This is a genomic window from Streptomyces asoensis (assembly GCF_016860545.1).
Classification (GTDB): domain Bacteria; phylum Actinomycetota; class Actinomycetes; order Streptomycetales; family Streptomycetaceae; genus Streptomyces; species Streptomyces asoensis.
In genome coordinates this window covers 2847874-2870973 of record NZ_BNEB01000005.1, presented here as the reverse complement: position 1 = coordinate 2870973, position 23100 = coordinate 2847874, and the positions used below count along the sequence as shown (strand labels likewise).

Below are 23100 nucleotides of genomic sequence, written 5' to 3'. Positions count from 1 at the left end.
ACGACGAGGCCGCCCGGCTCCCTCAGAGGACCGGGCGGCCTCGTAGTCCTACGGACGGCCCCGCCGGGCAGGAGGCGAGGCCTAGATGCCCTGCCACGCGGGCTTGTTCGCGAACGTGTGGCGGAAGTAGTCCGCGAGCTTCAGCTTGGACGCGGCGGCCTCGTCGACGACGACCGTCGCGTGCGGGTGCAGCTGGAGCGCGGACGCGGGGCACACGGCCGCGACCGGCCCCTCCACCGTCGCCGCGACCGCGTCCGCCTTGCCCTCGCCGGTGGCGAGCAGCACCAGGTGCCGCGCCTCCAGGATGGTGCCGATCCCCTGCGTGATGACGTGGTGCGGCACCTGCTCGATGTCCCCGTCGAAGAACCGCGCGTTGTCGACCCGGGTCTGCTCGGTCAGCGTCTTGATCCGGGTCCGCGAGCGCAGTGAGGAGCACGGCTCGTTGAACCCGATGTGTCCGTCGGTGCCGATCCCGAGCAGCTGGAGGTCGACCCCGCCTGCCGCGGCCAGCGCGTCCTCGTACGCCGCGCACGCGGCCTGCACGTCCTCGGCCGTGCCGTCCGGGCCGAGGAACGCCTCCGTGCCGATGCCCAGCGGTTCGAGCACCTCCCTGCGCAGCACCGAACGGTAGGACTCCGGGTGCTCGGCGGGCAGCCCCACGTACTCGTCGAGCTGCGCGATCCGCGCCCGCGCGGTGTCCGCGCCCCCGGCGCGCACCTGGGCCGCGAGTGCCTGGTAGACGGGCAGCGGGGTGGAGCCGGTGGCCACACCGAGCAGGGCCCGGGGCTTGCGCCGCAGGAGCTGGGCCATGGCCTCGGCGATGAGTTCGCCGCCCGACCGGGCGTCCGCAACGATGACAACTTCCACGCTGGCCTGCCGTTCTGAGAGGGGCTCGGGGGGCCCGGAAGGGCTATGTGGTTTAGACCAATCCAGAGGTCAATCTAACAGAGCCGGCCGTTTCCGTCCGGGGCGTCCGCACGGCGGACAGCGGAAAATGCCTGCCGTATCGGGCCCCGCGCGGGAACCCGCACAGGCTAGGCTGCGTTGTGGATGTAAGAGCGTCCGAAGACCCGCCACGACGAACAACCCTTCCACGCATGGACACCTCCAGTGGTCTAGTCCACAATGGGAAGGGAAAGAACCGAAGAACTTCCGTCTTCCCCGCACAGGAAGGCGGACCGAGGACCCGGAGCTCTCTGCCCTGACTGCCCCGGTTCCTCACCCTTCGGCCGACGGGACCGCACACCCCGCGGCCGATACTGCTCCGGGCTGCGGTGCCGGGTAGGGCTGAGGGTCCCTCCCAGGCGCCGCGGCCCGCGGGTGTTTCCGGGCCAGGCCGCAGCCCCGCGCGCCGCCGACGGGTTTAGGCCACGCACAGACCCGCGGGTACGCTCGCAGACGTGCCCTCCATGAACGAACTCGTACGCCAGCACACCGCACTCGACGACTCCGACCTCGAGTGGCTCCACCTGCTGGTCTCGGAGTGGCAGCTGCTCTCCGACCTCTCCTTCGCCGACCTGGTCCTGTGGGTGCCCACCCGGGACGGCACCCGCTATGTCTCGGTCGCCCAGATGCGGCCGAACACCGGCCCGACGTCGTACCAGGACGACATGGTCGGCCACCTCGTCCCGCGCGGGCGCCGCCCCCTGCTGGACGCCGCCCTGGACGAGGGGCGGATCGTGCGCGAGGGCGACCCGGAGTGGCGCGAGGAGGTCCCCGTCCGGGTGGAGTCGATCCCCGTGCGACGGGAGGGGCGCGTCCTCGGGGTCATCGCCCGCAACACCAACCTGCTCACCGTGCGCACCCCGAGCCGCCTGGAGCTCACCTACCTCCAGAGCGCCTCGGACCTCGCGCAGATGATCGCGGCCGGCTCCTTCCCGTTCCCCGACCAGCAGATGGACATGGACGCCGCACCGCGCGTCGGCGACGGCCTGATCCGGGTGGACGGCGAGGGGATCGTCCAGTACGCCTCCCCGAACGCGCTGTCGGCCTACCACCGCATGGGCCTGGCCTCCGACCTGGTCGGCCAGCACCTCGGCCTGACCACCGCCGAACTAGCCCCGACCCGGGGTCCCGTGGACGAGGCGCTCGCCAAGGTCGCGAGCGGCTGGGCGCCCCGCGAGTTCGAGATCGAGGCCAGGGACGGCGTCATCCAGTTCCGGGCGATCCCGCTCAAGCCCAAGGGCACCCGCATCGGCGCGCTCGTGCTGCTGCGCGACGTCACCGAACTGCGCCGCCGCGAGCGTGAGTTGATCACAAAGGACGCCACCATCCGGGAGATCCACCACCGGGTGAAGAACAACCTCCAGACCGTGGCGGCCCTGCTGCGCCTCCAGGCCCGGCGCATCGAGTCCGAGCGCGGCCGGGAGGCCCTGGAGGAGGCGGTCCGCAGGGTCGGCTCGATCGCCATCGTGCACGAGACGCTGTCTCAGAACCTGGACGAGCGGGTCGAGTTCGACGAGATCGCCGACCGGGTGCTGGCGATGGTCGCCGAGATCTCCCCGGGCAAGGTCTCCGGGCGGCGCAGCGGCCGCTTCGGCATCCTGGACGCCGAGGTGGCCACCCCGCTGTCCATGGTCCTCACCGAGATCCTCCAGAACGCCCTGGAGCACGGGTTCACCGAGGGCGACACCGGCACCGTCGAGGTCTCGGCCGTGCGCGGCGGCACCACGAAGGAGGGCCGTCTCCTGGTCACCGTCCAGGACGACGGCGTCGGCCTGCCCGACGGGTTCGATCCGCACACCTCGGGCAACCTGGGCCTCCAGATCGTACGGACGCTGGTGGAGGGCGAGTTGGGCGGCACGTTCGACATGGTCCGGGCGCCGGAGCGCGGCACGCAGGTGATCCTGGACATCCCGGTGCGCGCGCAGAAATAGCGCACGGGCGGCGCGGGCGATCGCCGGCGCCAGGTGGTGCGGGCGCCGCGTGTTGCGGACACCGCGTGTTACGGACACCGGACGGGCGCGGGCGCCGGACAGCAAGAAGCCCCGGACCGTTCAGGGGTCCGGGGCTCGAATGCTCGTTGCCAGCATGTGCTGCGCATCGGGGGTACTGCGCGCTGCGGCTCGGGGGCGGGAGATGCGTACTCGCTGTCGGCCCTGTCAGGCCGGCAGGCACACGCGCCGCCAAGCTGAGGCTTGCGGGGCGGGTGTTGTCAGGCGGTGGCCTGACGGGCCCGGTTGCGGGCGGCGCGGCGCTTCATGGCGCGACGCTCGTCCTCGCTGAGGCCACCCCAGACGCCGGAGTCCTGACCGGACTCGAGCGCCCACTGCAGACACTGCTCCATAACCGGGCAGCGACGGCAGACGGCCTTGGCTTCCTCGATCTGCAGCAGCGCAGGACCGGTGTTGCCGATGGGGAAGAAGAGCTCGGGGTCTTCCTCGCGGCAAACGGCGTTGTGACGCCAGTCCATGGCTGCTACCTCTCCTTGGTATTACGTGCAAGTTGCTTGTGAATGTGAACGCTTTCACGAATCCCTCAACAAGTGAAGGGCCACCAGCCAGGTTGCCCGGCGCGGTCCTGTTGTTTGAAGAGGGGTTCCGGTGATCAGTGGATGCCGGTGTTGCGGGCTGTCCCGATCGCCACGTAGAGACTCGCAAACCTCAGCGGCGGATACAACCCCTACCGGAAAGTTTTTTTTGATTCCTCGGTGTCGACTAGGTCACAGCCGTACTTCCATGGGGTGGATCCTGGCCTAAACGTTCGAGTGAAAGGACTTCAGCCCTTTCTGCTCACACAATCACACGCAGTGCACGGCGTACGCCTGTGAACGTCACGCTTGTTCGCAGCCCCAGGTGGTCACCGTCCATCTGAAGGGGCAGAGGGGCCTTCGAATGCAAGGTGAACCGGTCCAGGTCGTGCAGTGAGACCGCGTGCTTTCCGTGCGGGCCCCGGTCGGGGGACGAAGTGAGCAACTGGGTGCCATATCGGGCAACCGAGGCCGTGGACAGGCGGCTGAGACCGAGTACGTCGAGCCCGGTATCGAACGAGGCCTTAGGCGACGCGTACACCGGGCGATTGCCCAGATAGGTCCACGGAGCCGTGTTGCAGACTATGGACAGCACCAAATCGGTCACCGGATCCGCACCCGGCCGCTCCAGGGTGATCGACCCGTGCCGGCGCTGTGACTCACCCAACAACTGGCGGACGGCCTGGCGGATGTAAAGGGAATGGGTGGATCTGCGGCCGTGCTCACGCTGCTGCTCCACTCTTCCCACCACTCCGGCGTCGAAGCCGAGCCCGGCGTTGAAGGTGAACCACCGCGACGGCACCGCCTCGTCCTCCGTGCCCGGCGTCCCGGCGGCCAGGCCCAGCCCGACCGTGCGCTCCGTGTTCTCGCGCAGGGCGTCCAGCAGTGCGCCGGTGGCCTCGACGGGGTCGTTGGGCAGCCCCAGGGCGCGGGCGAAGACATTGGTGGAGCCGCCGGGGACCACCGCGAGCCCGGGAAGGTTCTCGGGGTCGGGCCCGGCGTGCAACAGTCCGTTGACGACCTCGTTGACCGTGCCGTCGCCGCCGAGGGCCACCACCAGGTCGACGTTCCCGCTGTCCGCGGCCTGCCGGCCCAGATCGCGCGCGTGCCCCCGGTACTCCGTGGTGACCGCCTCGAGCTTCATCTCGCTCGCGAGCGCGTGGATGAGGACGTCGCGCGTCCGTGCACTGGTAGTGGTTGCCGCCGGATTGACCACGAGAAGTGCACGCATGAGTTGCAGCGTACCTACTGGGTGGTACCGGGCACAGGCCAGGTGGGGATCGGGTAAGAGATCCGACCGTGAGCCTCGACACGGGCGCCGCGCCCGTGCGGACACGCGGTCCGGGACACCGGCGGAGGGCGCGGGCTACCCTTCAGGGGTGAGCAGTGACCGGACTCCCGACGCCCCCGAGACCCCTCTCTCCCGCCCGCGCCGGCTGACGTACGCCGCCGCGCTCGTCGCGCTGGAGGGGCTGGCGCTGGTCGTCGGCGGCCTGTGGATGCTGGTCCTCGGGATCAGCGGCGACCCGGACGACCGCAGCCAGGCCGTCACCGGCGGGGTCACGCTGATGGTGCTCGCGCTGCTGCCGCTGCTCGCCGCCCGCGGACTGCTGGGCCTGCGCGGCTGGAGCCGCGGCCCCGCCGTCATGACGCAGATCATGGTGCTGCCGGTGGCCTACAACCTGCTCCAGGCCGACAGCATGGCGATCCCCGCGGGCATCGCGCTCGCCGCGGCCGCCGTCGCCTCGCTCGTGCTGCTGGTCAACAAGGAGACGACCCGGGCCCTCGGGATCCGGGGACCGGGCCGCGCGTCGGAGTAGTCGCCGCTGCCGCGCCGGTCCTCCGCCGCCTCATTCCTCGACGAGCAGCTTCTCCCGCAGTTGGGCCAGGGTGCGGGCCAGCAGACGCGAGACGTGCATCTGCGAGATGCCGACCTCCTGCGCGATCTGCGACTGGGTCATGTTGCCGAAGAACCGCAGCAGCAGGATCCGCTTCTCGCGCGGCGGGAGGTCCTCCAGGAGCGGCTTGAGGGACTCCCGGTACTCGACGCCCTCCAGCGCCTCGTCCTCCGCGCCCAGGGTGTCCGCGACCGCCGGCGACTCGTCGTCGGTGTCGGGCACGTCCAGCGAGAGGGTGGAGTACGCGTTGGCGGACTCCAGGCCCTCCAGGACCTCCTCCTCCGAGATCGCCAGTTTCTCGGCGAGCTCGTGGACCGTGGGGGAGCGGCCGTGCAGCTGCGACAGCTCGGCCGTCGCCGTGGTCAGGGCCAAGCGCAGCTCCTGGAGCCTGCGCGGCACCCGTACCGCCCAGCCCTTGTCACGGAAGTGCCGCTTGATCTCGCCGACGACCGTCGGCGTCGCGTACGTGGAGAACTCCACGCCACGCTCCGGATCGAAGCGGTCGACCGACTTGATCAGGCCGATGGTGGCGACCTGGGTGAGGTCGTCCAGCGGCTCGCCGCGGTTGCGGAAGCGCCGCGCGAGGTGCTCGACGAGCGGCAGATGCATCCGGACCAGCTGGTTGCGCATCTCCGCGTACTCGACGCTGCCGTCCTGGAGCTTGCGCAGCTCGACGAACATAGCCCGTGCTCCGCTGCGGTCCCCCGGCGCGGGGGATGCCGGTGGTTCCTGCCGTGCGCCCGGCACGCTCTGTTCGCCGTCTCGCTCGTGCTCGCTCATTGTCCCGCCCGTCGCCCTCTGTCGAGCCCTCGCCTCTGCTCGGCCCGGGGGCGAGCCCCCGATCCGCCTCTCCCGGGGCGAGCCCTGCGCGGCACCCTCCGGCAGAGCCGCCCGCACGAAGGACGCGTCGTCCTCCGGATGCGGCCGGGCCTGCTCGGGAATGCCGTCGACCCCGTCCGCCATGTGTCGGGAACCGTCCGGAGAGACGGGAATCTCGGCGTTGTCGGCCGGCAGCTCCCGTGTGCCGCGCTCTTCGTCCCGCACCGGCCCGTCCCCGTCCCTCACGCCGGCCCGGGTCCCGCGCCGCGCTGTTTGTAGAGGCTGATCGTCACGGTCTTGTCCTCGTCGACGGCGGAGGACACCTTGCCCGCGAGGGCGGACAGGACGGTCCAGGCGAAGGTGTCCCGCGAGGGGGCGTGTCCGTCCGTGGTCGGCGCGGAGACGGTCACTTCGAGCGAGTCGTCGACGAGCCGGAAGACGCAACTGAGCACCGAGCCGGGCACGGCCTGCTGGAGCAGGATCGCGCAGGCCTCGTCCACCGCGATGCGGAGGTCCTCGATCTCGTCCAGGGTGAAGTCCAAACGGGCCGCGAGACCGGCCGTGGCCGTCCGCAGCACCGACAGGTAGGCACCCGCAGCCGGCAGCCGGACTTCCACGAAGTCCTGGGTCGCGGGCTCGCCTGCGATCTGGGACACCCTCACCTCCAAGGTGGTACAAGCTGTTCGGAGCCGAGGGTCGCCCCCCGGGGTAACGCCGTGTGTGGTGCAGCGGTGACGCTATCGCGCTCCCAGGTTTCTGTCCCCGGGACCCCAACCCCCTGACGTCACTCACAGTAAAGCTGTGAACACGCTCCGTGTCTAGAGGGTCCGTCGGCCCAAATGGGAAGAGGGCGCGCCGGGTTGACGTACCCAGACGTCAGACGGTCGAACCGTACCCGCCGGACGGCCGGGACGTCTCATGAGTTCAACGGTCGCCCCGCCCCGATGGTTCACGGGCGGCGGGACCGGACGGGGACCGGCCGTACGTGACATGGTCTCCTCATACGAGGACGTGGTCCACGAAACACCACCGCCAGTTCTCGCCGGGTTCGAAGGTCCGCATCACCGGGTGGCCGGACTCGTTGTGGTGCGCGGTCGCGTGCCGGCTCGGCGAGGAGTCGCAGCAGCCGACATGGCCACAGGTCAGGCAGAGCCGGAGCTGCACCGGGTGGGTGCCGTCCCGCAGACACTCCGGACACGTCTCACCGAGAGGGACGGGTTCGGGGTGGGGCAGCGCGTCGGAGTGCGTGCACTGTTTCATGATTGCCAGATTACGACGGGCGTGCGGAGGACCGCGCGGAAAAACGAGGGCGGGCGAGACATGGACGTGATGCCACTGCTGTTGCTGGTGGCCGGCAGCGCGGCGTTCGCGGCGGCTGCACGGCGCACACCGGTGCCGGCGCCGCTGCTGCTGGTGGCGGTCGGCCTGGTGGTGTCCTACGTACCGGGGGTTCCGGACTACACCCTGGACCCGGACGTCGTGCTGCCGCTGCTGCTGCCCCCGCTGCTGTACACGTCGGCCACCGACAGCTCGTACCTCGACCTGCGCGCCCAGCTGCGGCCGGTGGCGCTGCTCTCGGTCGGGTACGTGCTCTTCGCGACCTTCGCCGTCGGCTGGGCCGCCTACCTGATCGTGCCCGGGCTGCCGCTGACGGCGGCGCTGGTCCTCGGCGCGGTCGTGGCGCCGCCGGACGCCGTCGCGGCGACGGCCGTGGCACGCCGGGTCGGGCTGCCCTCGCGGATCACCACGATCCTCCAGGGCGAGTCGCTGCTGAACGACGCCACCGCGATCACCGCCTACAAGGTGGCCCTCGCGGTCGTCGTCGGCGAGGGCGCCTCCTGGGCCGGCGGCATCGAGGAGTTCCTCGTCGCGGCGGTCGGCGGGACCGCCGTGGGCCTCGTCCTGATGGCGCCGCTGCACTGGCTGCGCACCCATCTCAAGGAGCCCCTCCTCCAGAACACGCTGTCCCTGCTGATCCCGTTCGTGGCGTACGCGGCCGCCGAGCAGTTCCACGCCTCCGGTGTCATCGCCGTGGTCGTCGTCGCGCTCTACCTCGGCCACCGCGCGTGGGAGGTGGACTTCGCGACCCGCCTCCAGGAGGAGGCCGTGTGGAAGATGGTCGCCTTCGTCCTGGAGTCCGCGGTGTTCGCGCTGATCGGCCTCCAGCTCCCCGTCGTCCTGAAGGGCCTCGGCGCCTACGAGGGCCTGGACGCCGCCTGGTACGCCGTCGCCCTCTTCGTCGTGGTCGTGGTGGCCCGCTTCCTGTGGGTGTATCCCGCGACCTTCCTGCCCCGGCTGATGTCGGCGCGTATCCGCGCGCGGGAGGAGAACCCCACCTGGCGGGGGCCGATCGTCATCGCCTGGGCCGGGATGCGGGGCGTGGTCTCGCTCGCCATCGCCTTCTCGATCCCGCTCACCGTGGACCACGGCGACGCGCCCTTCCCCTACCGCAACCTCATCCTCTTCCTCACCTTCACCACCGTCATCGGCACCCTGGTCGTCCAGGGGCTGACCCTGCCGCCGCTGATCCGCCTCCTGAAGTTCCCCGAGCCCGATCCGCAGGCGGCGACGCTCGCCGAGGCCAACGCGCAGGCGCAGGCCTCCCGGGTCGCCGAGGAGCGTCTGGACGCGCTGCTGGCCGACGAACGCAACGCCCTGCCGCCGCCGCTCGCCGACCGCCTGCGCAGCGTCCTGGAGCGCCGCCGCAACGCCGTCTGGGAGCGCCTCGGGCAGGTCAACCCGGTCACCGGTGAGACCGTCGACGACACCTACCGCCGTCTCTCACGCGAGATGATCAGCGCCGAGCGCGAGATGTTCGTCCGACTGCGGGACGGCCGCTACATCGACGACGAGATGCTGCGCACGCTGCTGCGCCGACTGGACCTGGAGGAGGCGGCGGCCTACCGGGAGGCGGCGTAGGCCCGCCGCGGGCCGGCACGCGTGCGTGGCCGCCGGGGACGGGCGGGTGCCGCCGTGCCCCCCCCGTGCCCGGCGTCACGGGAACGGGCGGCCGGTGATCACGGCCGTCACCGTCGTCCCGCGCGGGAAGGCCCCCTCCTCGGCGAGGGCCGCAAGGCCGAAGAGCGACTTGGCGACATAGAGACGTTCGACGGGCACGCCGTGGCGTCGCTCGAAATCCGACGCGAAGGCCTCCAGGGCGGGGGTGACCCGGGCGTAGCCGCCGAAGTGGAAGCGCTCGTCGAGCCGCCACTCGCCCCGCCGGCCGCCGAAGGCCTCGTCCTGGAGCGCCGCTATGGCGTCCCCCAGGAAACCGCCCTTGAGGACCGGTATGCCCAGGGCCAGCTGGCCGGGGGCGAGCCCGGCGGCCAGCCCCGCGAGAGTGCCGCCGGTGCCGCAGGCGAGCGCGACGACGTCGGTACGGCCGCGCAGCTCCTCCCCGAGCGCCCGGCAGCCGCGGACCGCCGCCGCGTTGCTGCCGCCCTCCGGGACGACGTACGCGTCCGGTGCGCCGGCCCGCTCCAGGAGCGTCGCGAGCACGTCCGCCTCCGTCTTGCGGCGGTAGGTCGGGCGGTCCACGAAGTGCAGGCGCATGCCGTCGGCCGCGCACCGGGCCAGGGAGGGGTTCAGCGGCCGCCCGGCCAGCTCGTCCCCGCGCACCACCCCCACCGTGGGCAGGCCCAGGAGCCGGCCGGCGGCGGCCGTGGCCCGCAGGTGGTTGGAGTAGGCGCCGCCGAAGGTGAGCAGCGTCCGCCCCGCCGCCCGTTCCAGATTGGGCGCGAGCTTGCGCCACTTGTTGCCGATCAGCTCCGGATGGATCAGGTCGTCCCGCTTCAGCAGCAGCCGTACCCCGTGCCGTGCGAACCGGTCGTCGGACACTTCCCGCAGCGGGGACGGCAGGCGGGGGCGCAGGTCGGTCACCCGCCCATTGTCGAACACCGTTCGGGGAATCGTGCCTGTTCCCAGCGCCCGGTTGATCCATTCCCGCTCTTTCGGGTAATAGCACGAGCACACACCGTGATGGAAGGCTTGCCGCGTGAACGAAGTGCACCGGCGCAGTTCGGCGCCCGGTGCACGGATCGGGAGGGCATTTCTCATGTCGGTAGGCGAAGAGGTCCGCACGGATTCGGGCAAGCCGCAGCAGAGTCTCGGCACCGCGGCCGCGCGGAACCTGGCCACCACGACCAAGTCCGCGCCGCAGATGCAGGAGATCAGCTCCCGCTGGCTGCTGCGGACCCTGCCCTGGGTGGATGTGCAGGGCGGCACGTACCGGGTCAACAGGCGTCTGACGTACGCGGTGGGCGACGGCCGCATCACGTTCGTCAAGACCGGCGACCGGGTCGAGGTCATCCCGGCGGAGCTGGGCGAACTGCCCGCACTGCGCTCCTACGAGGACGAGGAGGTGCTCGGCGAACTCGCCCAGCGCTGCCGGCAGCGCGAGTTCGCCCCGGGCGAGGTGATCGCCTCCTTCGGCAGCTCGTCCGAGGAGGTCTACCTCCTGGCGCACGGCCGCGTGGAGAAGGTCGGCACCGGCCCCTACGGCGACGACCAGGTGCTCGGCGTCCTCGCCGACGGCGCCTACTTCGGTGAGGCGGCCCTGCTCGACGCCGACGCCATCTGGGAGTACACGGCCCGCGCGGACACGGCCTGCACGGTGCTGGTCCTGGCCCGGCAGGACGTCGAACAGGTCGCGGAACGCGCCGACACCCTGCGCGGACACCTCCAGCAGCTGCGCGCGATCCCGGAGCAGCGCACCAACAAGTACGGCGAGAAGGAGGTCGACCTCGCCGCGGGCCACGCCGGCGAGCCGGACATCCCGCACACGTTCGTGGACTACGACGCCCGGCCGCGCGAGTACGAACTGAGCATCGCCCAGACCGTGCTGCGCATCCACTCGCGCGTGGCCGACCTCTACAACCAGCCGATGAACCAGACCGAGCAGCAGCTGCGGCTGACGGTCGAGGCGCTCAAGGAGCGCCAGGAGCACGAGCTGGTCAACAACCGCGAGTTCGGACTGCTGCACAACTGCGAGTACGACCAGCGGCTCCAGCCGCACGACGGCGTGCCGAGCCCGGACGACCTGGACGAACTGCTCAGCAGGCGCCGCGGCACCAAGATGCTGCTCGCCCACCCGCGCGCGATCTCCGCGATCGGCCGCGAGCTCAACAAGCGCGGGCTGGTCCCCGAGAGCATCGACGTCGGCGGCAACCGGATCCCGACCTGGCGCGGGGTGCCGATCTACCCGTGCAACAAGATCCCGGTCACCGAGGCCCGCACCAGCTCGATCATCGCGCTGCGTCTGGGCCAGGAGGACCAGGGCGTCATCGGCCTGCGCCAGTCCGGCATCCCGGACGAGATCGAGCCGAGCCTGTCCGTGCGGTTCATGGGCATCAACGAACAGGCCATCATCAAATACCTGGTCACGGCGTACTACTCGGCCGCCGTCCTGGTGCCGGACGCGCTGGGCGTCCTGGAGAACGTCGAGATCGGCCGCTGGCGGTGACGTCCGCCGTCCGGGATCAGCGCAGCGGGGCACGCGAAAGGCGGGGGTCCATCGGCAGCCAGGGCGACAGCGGTCGGGTACCGGTGGACACGCACGAGGCGGCGGCGATCCTGGAGCGCTCCCGGGCGTCGGTCGACCCCGAACTGCGCGCCGCGATCGATCTGCTGCCCGCCTCGATGCGCCGGGTCGCGCTCTACCACTTCGGCTGGGAGCACGCGGACGGCACCGCGGCGGCGGGCAACGCGGGCAAGGCGATCCGCCCCGCCCTGGTGCTCGCCGCGGCCACCGCCCTCGGTGGCCCGGCGGCCCGGGCGGCGGCCCTGCGGGCGGCCGCCGCGGTCGAACTGGTCCACAACTTCACGTTGCTGCACGACGACGTGATGGACCGGGACACCACGCGCCGGCACCGCCCCACCGCCTGGACCGTGTTCGGCGACGCCGACGCGATTCTCGCCGGGGACGCCCTCCAGGCCCTCGCCCTGGGACTGCTGGCCGCCGACCCGCATCCCGCGTCCGCGGCGGCCGTCGCACGGGTCGCGGCCTGTGTGGTCGAGCTCTGCGCCGGCCAGCAGGCGGACACGGCGATGGAGAGACGCGGCCCCGCGGACATCACCCTCGACGAGGTGCTCGTCATGGCCGAGGCCAAGACGGGAGCGCTGCTGGGTTGCGCCTGTGCGGTGGGCGCGCTGTACGCGGGAGCGGCCGAGGAGGACGTGGAGGCGCTGGACGCGTTCGGCAGACAGGCCGGGCTCGCCTTCCAGCTCATCGACGACGTCATCGGGCTGTGGGGAGACCCGCTGCACACCGGCAAGCCGGCCGGAGCGGATCTCGCCGCCCGCAAGAAGTCCCTGCCGGTGGTCGCCGCGCTGACCTCCGGCACCCCGGCGGCGGGTGAGCTGGCCGAGCTGTACGCGGCGCCGTACGAGCCGGCCGACCTGGACCGCACGCTGCTGGCCGTCGAACGGGCCGGCGGCCGCGAGTGGGCGCAGGAGCAGGCGGCCGACCGGATGGCCCGGGCGATGCACGAACTGGCCCGGGCGATCCCCGACCCGGAATCGGCCGGCGGCCTGCTCTGTCTCGCCGAGTTCGTGACCCGCCGCAGCAACTGAGCGCTCCGCGGCTCCGGCACCCGGACAGCCGCGATCCGCCCCCGCGGCCGGCTTCGGCCCCGGGGGCGGACTCGGCTCCGGCCCCGGGGCTGCCCTCCGGCTCCCGCGCCCGAGGCGCGCGTTCTACTTGGAGGCCGCCTCCGGGCCGTCCGGCACCACCATGGCCACGATCTGTTCGACCAAGCCTTCTGGGACCGTCACCCCGGGCAGGACGTCGTTCAGGACGTCCGGCAGGGTGAGGTGTTCCAGGAGCATGCCCAGCATCGCCAGGTAGAGGACGACCACGGTCGCGTCGCCGCCGGGCAGCCCCGCCTCGCGGTGGAAGTCCATGCCCTCCTGGAGATCGCCGCGCACGGAGGTGGTGAAGGAGGCGCGCAGTTCGGGGCGCCGGGTCGCTTCGAGGCGCATCTCCAGCAGGGCCAGGTAGCCCGTCCGGTCGCGGGTCGCGCGGGCCGTCAGGTCGTGCATGAACGCCGTGACCAGGGCGCGGTCCCGGGGCCTGGCCATCAGCGCGCCGAGCACCTCGGGGTCGGGCGCCAGCCGGACGTGCAGCCGGGCGTCGATCTGCCGCAGCAGGTCGTCGCGCCCGGTGAAGTAGTTCGAGGCGGTGCCCACCGGGACCGCCGCCGCCGCGTCCACCGCGCGGAACGTCAGCCCGCGCGCGCCCTCCCGTGCGAGCACCTCGACCCCGGCGTCCACCAGGGCCGCCCGGCGCTCCGGATTTCCGGCCATGCGGAACCCTCTCTCTCACTTGGCCCCGTTTCCCGCGTCGCGGGAGAATCCTCTTGCAACCACTACAAGTGAAGTACTACAACTGAAGTGGTTCGGAAGGCAGCCTACGGAAAGAGACCCACTTGCGAAAGCTCACGTACTACGTCGCGTGCTCCGTCGACGGCTTCATCGGGGACGCGACCGGTGACGGCACGGCGATGCTCGCCTGTCTGGACGAGGAGTTCCTCGACTTCCTCCGGACCGAGTATCCGGAGACCGTGCCCACCCACAGCCGCCGCGCCCTCGGCTTCGACGACCTGGAGAACAGGCGGTTCGACACGATCGTCCAGGGCCGCGCCAGCTACGACCTGGCGCTGAAGGAGGGCATCCCGAGCCCCTACGCGCATCTGCGCCAGTACGTCGCCTCGCGCACCCTCGCGGTGTCGCCGTCCCCGGACGTCGAGATCGTCGCGGACGGCCTGGTCGACAAGGTCCGCGAGCTGAAGGCCGAGGACGGCGGCCTGGGGATCTACCTGTGCGGCGGCTCCCGCGTCGCGGGCGAGCTGTACGACGAGATCGACGAGCTCGTGATCAAGACCTACCCGGTCGTCTACGGCACCGGCATGCCGATGTTCGCCGCCGGCTCCGACCTCACCCGGTTCGGCCTCGCCGGGACGCGCACCTTCGGCAACGGCGCGGTCGTGCGCACGTACGCCCGGCAGCGGTGACGTACCGCGGGGAGCGCTCTCGCCCCGGCCGTCCTAGTCTGTAGGGCATGGACCGGGAACAACGCGTCTGTCCCGCTTGCGGGCAGCCTGTGCAGTCCGTCGTCCGGCGTCACAAGACGCTCGGCGCGTGGGTCCCGCGCTGGGTGGCGGGCCCTTGTCACAACACGGAGTGCGAGGCGTACACCGAGCCGGCCCCGCACCACGAGATGGCCCGGGCCGAGACGGAAGAGGAACCCGGGACCCCCGCGGCCCCGGCCTCCTCCTGACCTCAGTGCGCCGCGGGAGCCGCCTGCGCGGAGGCGCCCCGCTGTCCGGCGCCGGCCGGGCGGGGTGACAGCAGCCGCTCCGCCAGCAGCCCGAAGACGAGCCCGAAGGCCGTCCACAGGGTGAGCTGGATGGCGAGGGCGGCCAGCCGGAACTGCCAGAGCAGCGTGCCGGAGAAGTCCTTGGGGACCTCGTTGACGGCCGGCAGGAACGCGTAGGCGAGGCCGACCGTGAGGACGAAGAACGCCCCCGCGGCGATCGTCGCGTTCCACGTGCCCAGGCGGGGTGCGAGCCGCTTGCCCACAATGACCGTGCCGACGGCCAGGAGCACACTGAGCACCATCATCAGGAAGTACAGGGTGGTCCGCCTGCCGATGGTGTCGGGGTCACCGACGGAGGGCGGGTTGGCCGGGTACTTCAGGAACGGCACCACGTAGACGGCGAGCAGGCCCGCGCCCGACAGGAGCAGCGCGCTCGCCCGGGGGCCGAACCGGCCGATCCGGCCGAGCGCGAAGCAGTAGGCGAGGGCGGCGATGCCGCCGAACGCGACGCCGTAGAGCAGCACGCCGGTGGCCAGGCCGCCGGTGGACTGCATCGTGCGGGAGACGAGTTCCACGCCGTGCTCATGGGCGTGGGAGTGGGAATCCTCGTAGGCGATCGCCGAATCGACGCGCGGTTCGCCCAGGAAGTAGGCCACGGCGAGGGCGAGCAGTCCGGCGGCGAGGCCGGCGAGCATGCCGCGGACCAGGAGGTTCCTGACGATTGCGGAGTTCACGGTGTCCGGTTCCCCCGTCAGTGGCAGGGGAAGCCGAGCAGGTGGCGGGCGTCGTGCACCCACTCGTGGACGTCCTCGCCGGAGACCACGGAGGTGGCGCCCTGCTCGGCGCCGACGAAGTACAGCAGGACCATCATCAGGATGCCGAAGAAGACCGCCCAGGGGACGATCGCCCCGATCGGCAGCTTGGCGGGTACGGCGGCGGGGCCGGCGGTCGGCTGGGCGACGGTCTGCGCCATGGCAGGACCTCCTCGGGAGTTCGCGTCCCATCTCGGTGGTGCACGTGACGACGGGTGCGGGTCTGACTTGCTCGGCGTCCGCCACCACCCGTGAGGGGGAGGCTTCCGTCGGCTTACAGTGGCGCGACCGTGCCGGATTCCCACCGGACTTCCGCCGTACCGTCGTCAATGTCGCGCAGAACGTACCGCGTGGCGGCTGCGCGGCCAAGGGCGCATGGGGCGGCGCAGAAGCGCAAGGACCGGCGATCACGCCTCAACGTCCTTGCTGTGCAGGTGAGTTGAGAAGCGAAAGAAGGGCTTGGGAGATTGTCGAACAGTCAGGTGACCTTGATCTCACCGGCACTCTCGCCCGCTCTGCGCGAGGCGCGGTTCGACGACGGCGGCGGTGGGCTGGACGCCGCCGGGGTGCGCGCGGCGCGGTCGGCCGCGGCCCGGCTGCCGCTCGCGGACCGCACGGCCGCCTCCCCCTCCGCGCGGTGCCGGCTGACCGCCGAGGCGCTGGGCCTGTCCGCGCCCGGGGCGCCCGCGCTCGCCTCCCTCGACGTGGGCCGCTGGCGGGGTCTCACCCTCGCCGAGGTGACGGCCACCGAGCCGGACGCGGTGTCCGCCTGGCTGACGGACCCGGCAGCGGCCCCGCACGGCGGGGAGACGGTGCGCGAGCTGTGCGCCCGGGCCGGGGCCTGGCTGGAGGAGACCGGCCGCACCCCGGGCCGGACGATCGCGGTGACGGAACCCGACGTCGTGCGAGCCCTCCTGGTGAGCGGGCTCGGCCTGCCGGAACCGGCCTTCTGGCGCCTGGACGTACGCCCGCTGACCGCGGTGGAACTGAGCGGCCGGGCGGGACGGTGGAACCTCCGGATGGGAACACCGCTCGCAGCGGACTCCTAGCGGACTACTGACGGATTCCTGGCCGGAGGACGCAAGGGCCGGAAGGCTCATGGGCCGGGGGCGGGAGCCCGGGGGCGGCGGCCTTGCGGCCGTGCCCGGTCAGCGGCCCGTGGCGGGTTCCGGGGGAGGGGCGACGGGTTGCGGCAGTCCGCCCGTCCGCGCGTCGCGCCCGGTCAGGCAGTAGAGCCCGCCGGCCGGGTCGCGCATCACCGTCCAGTGGGGACGGCCGGCCACGACGACCGCGCCGAGCTCCTCGTGCCGTGCGCGGACGGCGCCGACGTCCGGGCCACAGGTCAGGTCGAGGTGGGCGCCCGCGGCGCGTTCCGTTTCGAGCCGCTGGAGCAGGATGCGCACCGGGAGCCCCGGCGGCTGCTCGACGACACGGAACTCGGGCCGTGATCCCGGCCGGGACGGCCAGTCGGGCAACAGGGCGCTCCAGAAGGCGACTTCGGTCGCGTACGCCGACGGCGGGACGTCCATGCAGATCTGGTCCACGCGGGCGCCGTCCACCACGGGCGGCCGCTCGGACTCCCCCTGCCAGGGCACCACACAGAGCAACTGCCCGGCGGGTGAGCGCAGTACGGCCCAGCCGTCGTGCCGGGCGGCCGTGCCCGCCCCCGACTCCAGCGCGGCGGCCACGAACGCCGGCACGTCGTCGACGGCGAGGTCGAGATGCGCGCCGCCGTCCCCGTCCGTGACCGCCTGGGCCTTCACGCACGCGTCGGATCCCTCCGGCACCAGGGTGACGAACTCGCCCTCGTCGCCCCTGGGTTGCGACAGGGCCGTCCCCGTGACAGCGGTCCAGAAGTCGCAGGCCCGCCCGAAGTGCGCGGCGGGCCGGTCGGCGAAGACGTAGGACCAGCGGACCGGTCGGCTCATCCGGGCCGCTCCATGAACCGCAGCATGTTCCCGGCCGGGTCACGGAAGGCGCAGTCGCGCACCCCGTACGGCTGGTCGGTCGGCTCCTGGAGCACATCGCAGCCGGCCTCCCGCACGCGCGCGTGCAGCGCGTCGCAGTCGGAGGTGGTGAAGATGACCCCGCGCAGCACGCCCTTGGCGAGCAGCCGGGCCATCGCCTCCCGGTCGGCCGGCGAGAAGTCCGGGTTCGCGCCCGGCGGCTCCAGCACGATGTTCACGTCCGGCTGGAGCGGCGACCCGACGGTCACCCACCGCATCCCCTCGAAGGAGACGTCGTTGCGGACTTCGAGGCCGAGCACCTCGACGTAGAAGTGCAGGGCCTTGTCGTGGTCGTCGACGGCGACGAAACACTGGTGGAGTTTGAGGTCCATGCGCCCAGCCTAGGCGCGCCGGTCCCGCCGCGGGCGGGTGTACGTGCGGGCGACGCACGCCGGGACCACCGCGCCGTCCTCGTGCGACCGCGCCCGGTAGGCGCTCGGCGTCTCGCCGACCAGCTCGGTGAAACGCGAGCTGAACGAGCCGAGCGAGGTGCAGCCGACCGCCATGCAGACCTCGGTCACCGTGAGGTCGCCGCGGCGCAGGAGGGTCTTGGCCCGCTCCACCCTGCGGGTCATCAGGTAGCCGTAGGGCGTCTCGCCGTACGCCTCGCGGAAGCTGCGCTGGAAGTGGCCCGGGGACATCAGCGCGGTGCGCGCGAGCGCGGAGACGTCGAGCGGCTCGGCGTACTCACGGTCCATCCGGTCGCGTGCCTGCCGCAGCCGTCTCAGGTCCTCGAGGGTCACGGGGCCAGCATCGCACGCGGGGCGCCCACGAGGGCGCCGGGCGGGAAAGGAGACCGCACCCGGACCGTCAGGAGCGCCGTGACGGGCGTCCTGCGGGCCGGGTGCGGACAGGCGGACCGGGCGACCGGGCGGTCGCGGGCCGCACGGCTCGATCGGGGGATCAGGCCTTCTTGGTCTCCCAGAAGATCTTGTCGATCTCGGCGATGAGCTCCAGGGCCTTCTCGCCGGTCTTCGGGTCCGTCGAGGCCTTGGCGGCCGACAGGGCCTTCAGGGTGTCGTTGACCAGCTGGTGCAGCTGGGGGTACTTCTCGAAGTGCGGGGGCTTGAAGTAGTCGCTCCACAGCACGGAGACGTGGTGCTTCGCCAGCTCGGCACGCTGCTCCTTGATGACGGTGGCGCGCGCCTGGAAGTGCGGGTCGTCGTTGGCGGCCATCTTCTCCTGGACGGCCTTCACCGACTCCGCCTCGATGCGGGCCTGGGCCGGGTCGTACACACCGCAGGGCAGGTCGCAGTGAGCGCTGACCTTGACCTTGGGGGCAAACAGGCGGGAAAGCATGGAGCGTTCCTTCCTCGTGATCGTCTTCTCAGGTGGGACATTACTCCCTGAGGGAAGCCTTTTCGCGGGTGCCCCCGTGGGCTTAGGACAAAAGTCCGGGGTCAGACTGGGACTGGTGGAGGATCGGACCGGGGAGGTGCCGGCGATGCCGGAGCTGTCGCACGAGACCGAGCGCGCGAGATCGGCCGCGCTCTTCGGACCGGCCGAGGTGAACGGCCCGTCCATGGTGCCCACGCTCTACCACGGGGACCGGCTGGTGGTGCAGTACGGTGCCCGGGTCCGGCCCGGAGACGTCGTCGTGCTGCGGCACCCCTTCCAGCAGGACCTGCTCGTGGTCAAGCGGGCCACGGAGCGCCGCGAGGGCGGATGGTGGGTCCGCGGGGACAACACCTACGCCGGCGGCGACAGCACCGACTACGGGACCGTGCCCGACGAGCTGGTCCTCGGCAAGGTGCGGCTGCGCTACCGCCCGCGCAAGCCGGATCAGCGCTCGCCGCTGGCCGTGGCGCGCTGGGCGCTGTCCGCGGTCAGACCGGTGACGGCCGTGCGGTCGGCCTCCAGGCGCTTGCGGGCCCGGTAGGCGGCCACGTTCGCGCGGGTGGCGCAGCGGTCGGAGCAGTAGCGCCGGGAGCGGTTGGTCGACGTGTCGAGGTAGGCGTTGCGGCAGGGGCCCGCCTCGCACAGCCCCAGGCGGTCGACGCCGTACTCGGTGAGGTGGAACGCCAGGCCCATGGCCGCGATGGCCGCGTAGCCGGCCGTCGCGTTCGACGGGTGGTCGGCCAGGTGCATGTGCCACAGCGGGCGGCCGTCGTCGTCGCGGACGTCGTGGCCGGAGATCTGCGGGCTCACCGGGAACTCCAGCAGCAGCGAGTTCAGCAGGTCCACGGCGAGGGTCTCGTCACCGCCGTCGGCCGCCTCGAACACCGCGCGCAGCCGGGCCCGGACCGCACGGAACCGGGTGACGTCCGCCTCGGTGGCGCGGCGGGCCGCCGACCGGTTGCCGCCGAAGAGGGCGCGGACCGCCTCGACCGAGGTCAGCGCGTCCTTGCCCCGGACCGGTTCCTCGCTGTTGACGAGGCGCACGGCATAATCCGAGTAATAGGCCAGTTCCACTTGTAGTCCTTACGGTGGCGCTCTGCGGTCCGGGTGCGGGCGGGGTAACGGCCGTTCGTGCCTCCAGGGTATTACGGGACACACCCGGACGACGTCACCCCGACGGACGCGCGGCCGGGGTGACGCCCCTTCGCCCGTCCCGCACCCCGGCGGCACGGCCGAAGGGGCGGTACGGAAGATCCGTACCGCCCCTTCGCCGTCGTACCGTACGCGTCACGGCACCGCCGTACGCGTCACAGCACCTTGGACAGGAACGCCTTCGTCCGCTCGTGCTGCGGGTCGGTCAGGACGTCACGCGGGTTGCCGGACTCGACCACCACACCGCCGTCCATGAAGACCAGGCTGTCGCCGACCTCGCGGGCGAAGCCCATCTCGTGGGTGACGACGACCATCGTCATGCCGGACTCGGCCAGGTCGCGCATGACGTCGAGGACGTCGCCGACCAGCTCCGGGTCGAGTGCCGAGGTCGGCTCGTCGAACAGCATCAGCTTCGGGTCCATGGCCAGGGCCCGGGCGATCGCCACCCGCTGCTGCTGACCGCCGGAGAGCTGCGAGGGGTAGTTCCCCGCCTTGTCGGCGAGGCCCACGCGCTCCAGGAGCTGGGCCGCGCGCTCCCTGGCCTGGGACTTGCTCACGCCCTTGACCTGGATCGGAGCCTCGGTGACGTTCTCCAGCGCCGTCATGTGCGGGAACAGGTTGAACCGCTGGAACACCATGCCGATGTCCCGGCGCTTCAGCGCGACCTCGCTGTCCTTCAGCTCGTAGAGCTTGTCGCCCTTCTGGCGGTAGCCGACCAGGTCCCCGTCGACGTACAGCCGTCCGGCGTTGATCTTCTCCAGGTGGTTGATGCACCTGAGGAACGTGCTCTTGCCGGAACCGGAGGGGCCGATGAGGCAGAACACCTCGCCGTTCTTGACCTCCAGGTCGATGCCCTTGAGGACCTCGACCGCGCCGAAGGACTTGTGCACACCCTCGGCCTTGACCATCGCGGTCATGACGCACTCCTTTCGCGGCCGATCGAGAGCAGGTTCGCCCGGATCTTCTGGAAGACCGTGGGCGGCAGGCTGCGGCTCGAACCGCGGGCGTAGTAGCGCTCCAGGTAGTACTGGAAGACGCTGAAGACGCTGGTCATGACCAGGTACCAGATGGAGGCGACGAACAGCAGCTCCATCACGGCGAACGACGAGGAGCCGATCACCGAGGTCGAGCGGAGCAGTTCGTTGTACGTCACCACGTACACCAGCGACGAGGTCTTCAGCATGTTGATGAACTCGTTGCCGGTCGGCGGCACGATCACCCGCATCGCCTGCGGGATGACGATCCGGCGCAGCGTCTTGGCGTGGCTCATGCCCAGCGCGTGCGACGCCTCCGTCTGCCCCTCGTCCACGGCCAGCAGGCCGGCCCGGCAGATCTCGGCCATGTACGCGGCCTCGTTCAGGCCGAGTCCCAGCAGGGCGCACATGAACGGCGTCATGACGTCCGTCATCTCGTCCTTGTAGATCGGACCGAGGTTCAGGACGGGGAAGATCAGCGCCAGGTTGAACCACATCAGCAGCTGCACGTACACCGGGGTGCCGCGGAAGAACCAGATGTACAGCCAGGCGACCGTGCTGGTCACCGGGTTCTTCGACAGCCGCATGACGGCCAGCAGAACACCGAGCACCACGCCCAGCACCATGGACAGCACGCTGATCAGCAGGGTGCGTCCGGCGCCCGCGATGACGGTCGAGTTGAACAGCTGGTCGCCGACCGTGCTCCACTGGATGTCGCCGTTGGCGAAGGCGTTGACCAGCAGCACCATCAGCGCGACGACGATCACCGCGCTGACCCAGCGGCCGTAGTGGCGCACCGGGATCGCCTTGATGGTCTCCGGCGGACCGGAGAACGCCGGGCCCTTGGCGACCGGCGGGGTGTCCTCGGGTGGTGCGCCGCCCGCGGAGGACTTGTCGAGCTTGTCAGTCATGGGGACTGCCCTTCGAAGACTGCAAAAGGTGCGGGTGGATCACTTGCCGCCGTTGATGGCGGAGGCCTTGATCGCCCCGCTCTCGGCGCCCCACTTCTCCAGCACCTTCTGGTACGAGCCGTCCTTGATGATCGCGTCGACGGCCTCCTTGAGGGCGTCGCGCAGCTGCGTGTTCTTCTTGTTCACGACGATGCCGAACGGAGCGGCCTCGTACTGCTTGTCGAGAACCTCGAAGGTGTTGCCGCCGCCGGCCTTGCGGGCCATGTCCACGGCCACCGGGTAGTCGTTGACGCCGGCCACGGCGCCGCCCGACTTCACGCGGGTCTGGGCCTCGGTGTCGTTCTCGAAGGACTCGATCTTGAGGGCCTTCTTGCCGCTGCCGGTGCAGGTCTTGGACTGCGCCTGGAGGGCCTCTTCGTAGGTGGTGCCCCGCTGCACGGCGACCGTCTGACCGCACAGGTCGTCGATGGTCTTGATGCCCTTGGGGTTGCCCTTCTGGACGTAGATGGCGGTGCCGGCGGTGAAGTAGTCGACGAAGTCGACGCCCGTGCCGAGCTTCTTGCCGCTGTCGTCCAGGCCCTCCTGGCGCTGCTTGTTGTCCGTGATCGACGACATCGCGATGTCGTAGCGGCCGGTGTTGACCGCCGTGATCAGGGTGTCGAAGCCGCCGGAGGTGAACTGGAAGTCGACGCCGAGTTCCTTGCCGAGCGCGGCGGCGATGTCGGGGTCGACGCCCACGATCTTGCCGCCCTCGACGGACTCCATCGGCGCGTACTCGGCGTTGGTGCCGACCTTGATGACACCCGCCTTCTGGATGTCGGCCGGGAGCTTCGAGAAGAGAGGGGCCTTGTCGGCGCCGCTCGACGACTCGGAGGAGCTGCCGCCGCTGTCGGTCTGGTCGCCGCAGGCGGAGAGCAGCAAGGCGCCCGCGACCGCGAGAGATCCGACCGCTGCCAGGCGGGTGCGCGCGGCGGTCGTGCGTCGGGTGGAGCTTGCGGTCATGGTGGGTTCCTCCGGCGGATGGATGGAGATGCCGATGGGTCGGCACATGCCGATGGGTCGACGAGAACACACACCTTCGGGTGTCGCGACCTCGTGTGATGACGGCATCTTGCCATTCGGACTACGCCAATCAGGGGGCCAGCCATGTCAAAATCGGATAACGGGCGACCCCCGAACCGCATCACTCCGGTACATCAAGGCCGGACGCAGCCGGATCATCTGCGGGAATCCCCCGTTCCGGCCGAAAGATCTTCGGTTGATCGCAAGATGTGGTCGCTCGACGTGTCCATGGACCGTCGGCGTCGGCCCGTGTCAAGGGTTTTCGGGCGCTCGGCGGGTCCGCTCGCATGAGTCATGTCACTCAGCGTGGCCTCTGTTCAAGGTCCACAGCGTGAGCCGTGTGAC

Annotated in this window: 26 protein-coding genes; 8 read left to right on the top strand and 18 right to left on the bottom strand. The window is 71.1% G+C overall.

Features of this window, described 5'->3' with window-relative positions; translation table 11 throughout:
- Positions 1-81 precede the first annotated feature (81 nt).
- Positions 82-867 carry a glucosamine-6-phosphate deaminase gene (nagB, locus tag Saso_RS35180; RefSeq protein ID WP_189919885.1) on the bottom strand — a complete coding sequence of 262 codons (786 nt, stop codon included), beginning with the start codon at positions 865-867 and terminating at the stop codon, positions 82-84.
- A gap of 533 nt (positions 868-1400) precedes the next feature.
- On the opposite strand from nagB, the gene Saso_RS35175 reads away from it, so the two are divergent.
- The gene (locus Saso_RS35175; RefSeq protein WP_189919883.1) at positions 1401-2876 is read left to right on the top strand and encodes a sensor histidine kinase; all 1476 of its coding nucleotides are present in this window, start codon (positions 1401-1403) and stop codon (positions 2874-2876) included.
- 278 nt (positions 2877-3154) lie between these two features.
- On the opposite strand, the gene Saso_RS35170 is transcribed toward Saso_RS35175, so the two are convergent.
- Positions 3155-3412 (bottom strand): WhiB family transcriptional regulator, encoded by a 258-nt coding sequence (locus tag Saso_RS35170; protein WP_006380970.1) that lies wholly within the window; start codon positions 3410-3412, stop codon positions 3155-3157.
- A gap of 319 nt (positions 3413-3731) precedes the next feature.
- Positions 3732-4700, bottom strand: coding sequence for a diacylglycerol/lipid kinase family protein (locus Saso_RS35165; RefSeq protein WP_189919881.1), 969 nt, complete (start codon positions 4698-4700; stop codon positions 3732-3734).
- 148 nt (positions 4701-4848) lie between these two features.
- On the opposite strand from Saso_RS35165, the gene Saso_RS35160 reads away from it, so the two are divergent.
- A complete protein-coding gene (locus Saso_RS35160; RefSeq protein WP_189919879.1) occupies positions 4849-5289 on the top strand; it encodes a hypothetical protein in 441 nt (146 codons plus the stop codon).
- 30 nt (positions 5290-5319) lie between these two features.
- Here Saso_RS35160 and Saso_RS35155 read toward each other — a convergent pair whose 3' ends face one another.
- The 3 genes from Saso_RS35155 to Saso_RS35145 all read right to left on the bottom strand — a co-directional run bounded on the left by Saso_RS35155 (position 5320) and on the right by Saso_RS35145 (position 7446).
- Complete coding sequence (locus Saso_RS35155) at positions 5320-6432, bottom strand: RNA polymerase sigma factor SigF (RefSeq protein ID WP_189919877.1); 1113 nt, start codon at positions 6430-6432, stop codon at positions 5320-5322.
- Entirely contained in the window at positions 6429-6842 is a 414-nt protein-coding gene (locus Saso_RS35150) for an ATP-binding protein (protein ID WP_020130755.1), read from the bottom strand. Before Saso_RS35150 ends, Saso_RS35155 begins: the two co-directional genes overlap by 4 nt.
- A 343-nt stretch (positions 6843-7185) precedes the next feature.
- A complete protein-coding gene (locus Saso_RS35145; protein ID WP_189919875.1) occupies positions 7186-7446 on the bottom strand; it encodes a UBP-type zinc finger domain-containing protein in 261 nt (86 codons plus the stop codon).
- A gap of 60 nt (positions 7447-7506) precedes the next feature.
- On the opposite strand from Saso_RS35145, the gene Saso_RS35140 reads away from it, so the two are divergent.
- Positions 7507-9105: a Na+/H+ antiporter gene (locus tag Saso_RS35140; RefSeq protein WP_189919873.1), complete on the top strand. Its 1599-nt coding sequence runs from the start codon at positions 7507-7509 to the stop codon at positions 9103-9105.
- Positions 9106-9180: 75 nt separating this feature from the next.
- Here the strand turns inward: Saso_RS35140 and Saso_RS35135 are convergent, their stop codons facing one another.
- Positions 9181-10065: a 1-aminocyclopropane-1-carboxylate deaminase/D-cysteine desulfhydrase gene (locus Saso_RS35135; RefSeq protein ID WP_189919871.1), complete on the bottom strand. Its 885-nt coding sequence runs from the start codon at positions 10063-10065 to the stop codon at positions 9181-9183.
- Between the two features lie 175 nt (positions 10066-10240).
- Here Saso_RS35135 and Saso_RS35130 point away from each other — a divergent pair, with 175 nt between their 5' ends.
- Together Saso_RS35130 and Saso_RS35125 are read left to right on the top strand one after the other, a co-directional pair.
- Positions 10241-11647 (top strand): family 2B encapsulin nanocompartment shell protein, encoded by a 1407-nt coding sequence (locus Saso_RS35130; protein WP_189919869.1) that lies wholly within the window; start codon positions 10241-10243, stop codon positions 11645-11647.
- Between the two features lie 50 nt (positions 11648-11697).
- Positions 11698-12756: a family 2 encapsulin nanocompartment cargo protein polyprenyl transferase gene (locus Saso_RS35125; protein WP_229901194.1), complete on the top strand. Its 1059-nt coding sequence runs from the start codon at positions 11698-11700 to the stop codon at positions 12754-12756.
- A gap of 123 nt (positions 12757-12879) precedes the next feature.
- On the opposite strand, the gene Saso_RS35120 is transcribed toward Saso_RS35125, so the two are convergent.
- Positions 12880-13488 carry a TetR/AcrR family transcriptional regulator gene (locus Saso_RS35120; RefSeq protein WP_189919865.1) on the bottom strand — a complete coding sequence of 203 codons (609 nt, stop codon included), beginning with the start codon at positions 13486-13488 and terminating at the stop codon, positions 12880-12882.
- Between the two features lie 122 nt (positions 13489-13610).
- Between Saso_RS35120 and Saso_RS35115 the strand changes: the two genes are divergently transcribed.
- Positions 13611-14195, top strand: a complete 585-nt coding sequence (locus Saso_RS35115; RefSeq protein WP_189919863.1) for a dihydrofolate reductase family protein — start codon at positions 13611-13613, stop codon at positions 14193-14195.
- A gap of 268 nt (positions 14196-14463) precedes the next feature.
- Here the strand turns inward: Saso_RS35115 and Saso_RS35110 are convergent, their stop codons facing one another.
- Together Saso_RS35110 and Saso_RS35105 are read right to left on the bottom strand one after the other, a co-directional pair.
- The gene (locus Saso_RS35110; protein ID WP_189919861.1) at positions 14464-15234 is read right to left on the bottom strand and encodes a CbtA family protein; all 771 of its coding nucleotides are present in this window, start codon (positions 15232-15234) and stop codon (positions 14464-14466) included.
- A 17-nt stretch (positions 15235-15251) separates the two neighbouring features.
- On the bottom strand, positions 15252-15473 hold the full coding sequence (locus Saso_RS35105) for a CbtB domain-containing protein (protein WP_189919859.1): 222 nt from the start codon (positions 15471-15473) through the stop codon (positions 15252-15254).
- A 306-nt stretch (positions 15474-15779) separates the two neighbouring features.
- On the opposite strand from Saso_RS35105, the gene Saso_RS35100 reads away from it, so the two are divergent.
- Positions 15780-16361, top strand: coding sequence for a histidine phosphatase family protein (locus Saso_RS35100; protein WP_189919857.1), 582 nt, complete (start codon positions 15780-15782; stop codon positions 16359-16361).
- 99 nt (positions 16362-16460) lie between these two features.
- Here the strand turns inward: Saso_RS35100 and Saso_RS35095 are convergent, their stop codons facing one another.
- From Saso_RS35095 to sodN, 4 genes are all read right to left on the bottom strand, one after another.
- On the bottom strand, positions 16461-17240 hold the full coding sequence (locus Saso_RS35095; RefSeq protein ID WP_189919855.1) for a VOC family protein: 780 nt from the start codon (positions 17238-17240) through the stop codon (positions 16461-16463).
- Positions 17237-17650 (bottom strand): VOC family protein, encoded by a 414-nt coding sequence (locus tag Saso_RS35090; RefSeq protein ID WP_189919853.1) that lies wholly within the window; start codon positions 17648-17650, stop codon positions 17237-17239. The genes Saso_RS35095 and Saso_RS35090 overlap by 4 nt, the downstream gene beginning before the upstream one ends.
- A gap of 9 nt (positions 17651-17659) precedes the next feature.
- The gene (locus Saso_RS35085; protein WP_189919851.1) at positions 17660-18061 is read right to left on the bottom strand and encodes a helix-turn-helix transcriptional regulator; all 402 of its coding nucleotides are present in this window, start codon (positions 18059-18061) and stop codon (positions 17660-17662) included.
- A 160-nt stretch (positions 18062-18221) separates the two neighbouring features.
- A complete protein-coding gene (sodN, locus tag Saso_RS35080; protein ID WP_020130742.1) occupies positions 18222-18617 on the bottom strand; it encodes a superoxide dismutase, Ni in 396 nt (131 codons plus the stop codon).
- Between the two features lie 145 nt (positions 18618-18762).
- Between sodN and sodX the strand changes: the two genes are divergently transcribed.
- Positions 18763-19197: a nickel-type superoxide dismutase maturation protease gene (gene sodX / locus Saso_RS35075; protein ID WP_189920519.1), complete on the top strand. Its 435-nt coding sequence runs from the start codon at positions 18763-18765 to the stop codon at positions 19195-19197.
- On the opposite strand, the gene Saso_RS35070 is transcribed toward sodX, so the two are convergent.
- From Saso_RS35070 to Saso_RS35055, 4 genes are all read right to left on the bottom strand, one after another.
- Positions 19101-19730 carry a CGNR zinc finger domain-containing protein gene (locus tag Saso_RS35070; RefSeq protein WP_189919849.1) on the bottom strand — a complete coding sequence of 210 codons (630 nt, stop codon included), beginning with the start codon at positions 19728-19730 and terminating at the stop codon, positions 19101-19103. The genes sodX and Saso_RS35070 overlap by 97 nt on opposite strands.
- A gap of 233 nt (positions 19731-19963) precedes the next feature.
- Positions 19964-20725, bottom strand: a complete 762-nt coding sequence (locus Saso_RS35065) for an amino acid ABC transporter ATP-binding protein (protein ID WP_189919847.1) — start codon at positions 20723-20725, stop codon at positions 19964-19966.
- Entirely contained in the window at positions 20722-21693 is a 972-nt protein-coding gene (locus Saso_RS35060; RefSeq protein WP_189919845.1) for an amino acid ABC transporter permease, read from the bottom strand. Before Saso_RS35060 ends, Saso_RS35065 begins: the two co-directional genes overlap by 4 nt.
- Positions 21694-21732: 39 nt before the next feature.
- Positions 21733-22695, bottom strand: coding sequence for an ABC transporter substrate-binding protein (locus Saso_RS35055; protein ID WP_189919843.1), 963 nt, complete (start codon positions 22693-22695; stop codon positions 21733-21735).
- Positions 22696-23100 lie beyond the last annotated feature (405 nt).

What these genes read in the sequence shown, in the direction of transcription:
- Saso_RS35145 (WP_189919875.1), bottom strand. Translation starts at nt 7,446, where the DNA reads ATGAAACAGTGCACGCACTCCGACGCGCTGCCCCACCCCGAACCCGTC.
- sodX (WP_189920519.1), top strand. Translation starts at nt 18,763, where the DNA reads ATGCCGGAGCTGTCGCACGAGACCGAGCGCGCGAGATCGGCCGCGCTC.
- Saso_RS35170 (WP_006380970.1), bottom strand. Translation starts at nt 3,412, where the DNA reads ATGGACTGGCGTCACAACGCCGTTTGCCGCGAGGAAGACCCCGAGCTC.
- Saso_RS35065 (WP_189919847.1), bottom strand. Translation starts at nt 20,725, where the DNA reads ATGACCGCGATGGTCAAGGCCGAGGGTGTGCACAAGTCCTTCGGCGCG.
- Saso_RS35060 (WP_189919845.1), bottom strand. Translation starts at nt 21,693, where the DNA reads ATGACTGACAAGCTCGACAAGTCCTCCGCGGGCGGCGCACCACCCGAG.
- Saso_RS35140 (WP_189919873.1), top strand. Translation starts at nt 7,507, where the DNA reads ATGGACGTGATGCCACTGCTGTTGCTGGTGGCCGGCAGCGCGGCGTTC.
- Saso_RS35120 (WP_189919865.1), bottom strand. Translation starts at nt 13,488, where the DNA reads ATGGCCGGAAATCCGGAGCGCCGGGCGGCCCTGGTGGACGCCGGGGTC.
- Saso_RS35095 (WP_189919855.1), bottom strand. Translation starts at nt 17,240, where the DNA reads ATGAGCCGACCGGTCCGCTGGTCCTACGTCTTCGCCGACCGGCCCGCC.
- Saso_RS35130 (WP_189919869.1), top strand. Translation starts at nt 10,241, where the DNA reads ATGTCGGTAGGCGAAGAGGTCCGCACGGATTCGGGCAAGCCGCAGCAG.
- Saso_RS35165 (WP_189919881.1), bottom strand. Translation starts at nt 4,700, where the DNA reads ATGCGTGCACTTCTCGTGGTCAATCCGGCGGCAACCACTACCAGTGCA.
- Saso_RS35105 (WP_189919859.1), bottom strand. Translation starts at nt 15,473, where the DNA reads ATGGCGCAGACCGTCGCCCAGCCGACCGCCGGCCCCGCCGCCGTACCC.
- Saso_RS35055 (WP_189919843.1), bottom strand. Translation starts at nt 22,695, where the DNA reads ATGACCGCAAGCTCCACCCGACGCACGACCGCCGCGCGCACCCGCCTG.
- Saso_RS35090 (WP_189919853.1), bottom strand. Translation starts at nt 17,650, where the DNA reads ATGGACCTCAAACTCCACCAGTGTTTCGTCGCCGTCGACGACCACGAC.
- sodN (WP_020130742.1), bottom strand. Translation starts at nt 18,617, where the DNA reads ATGCTTTCCCGCCTGTTTGCCCCCAAGGTCAAGGTCAGCGCTCACTGC.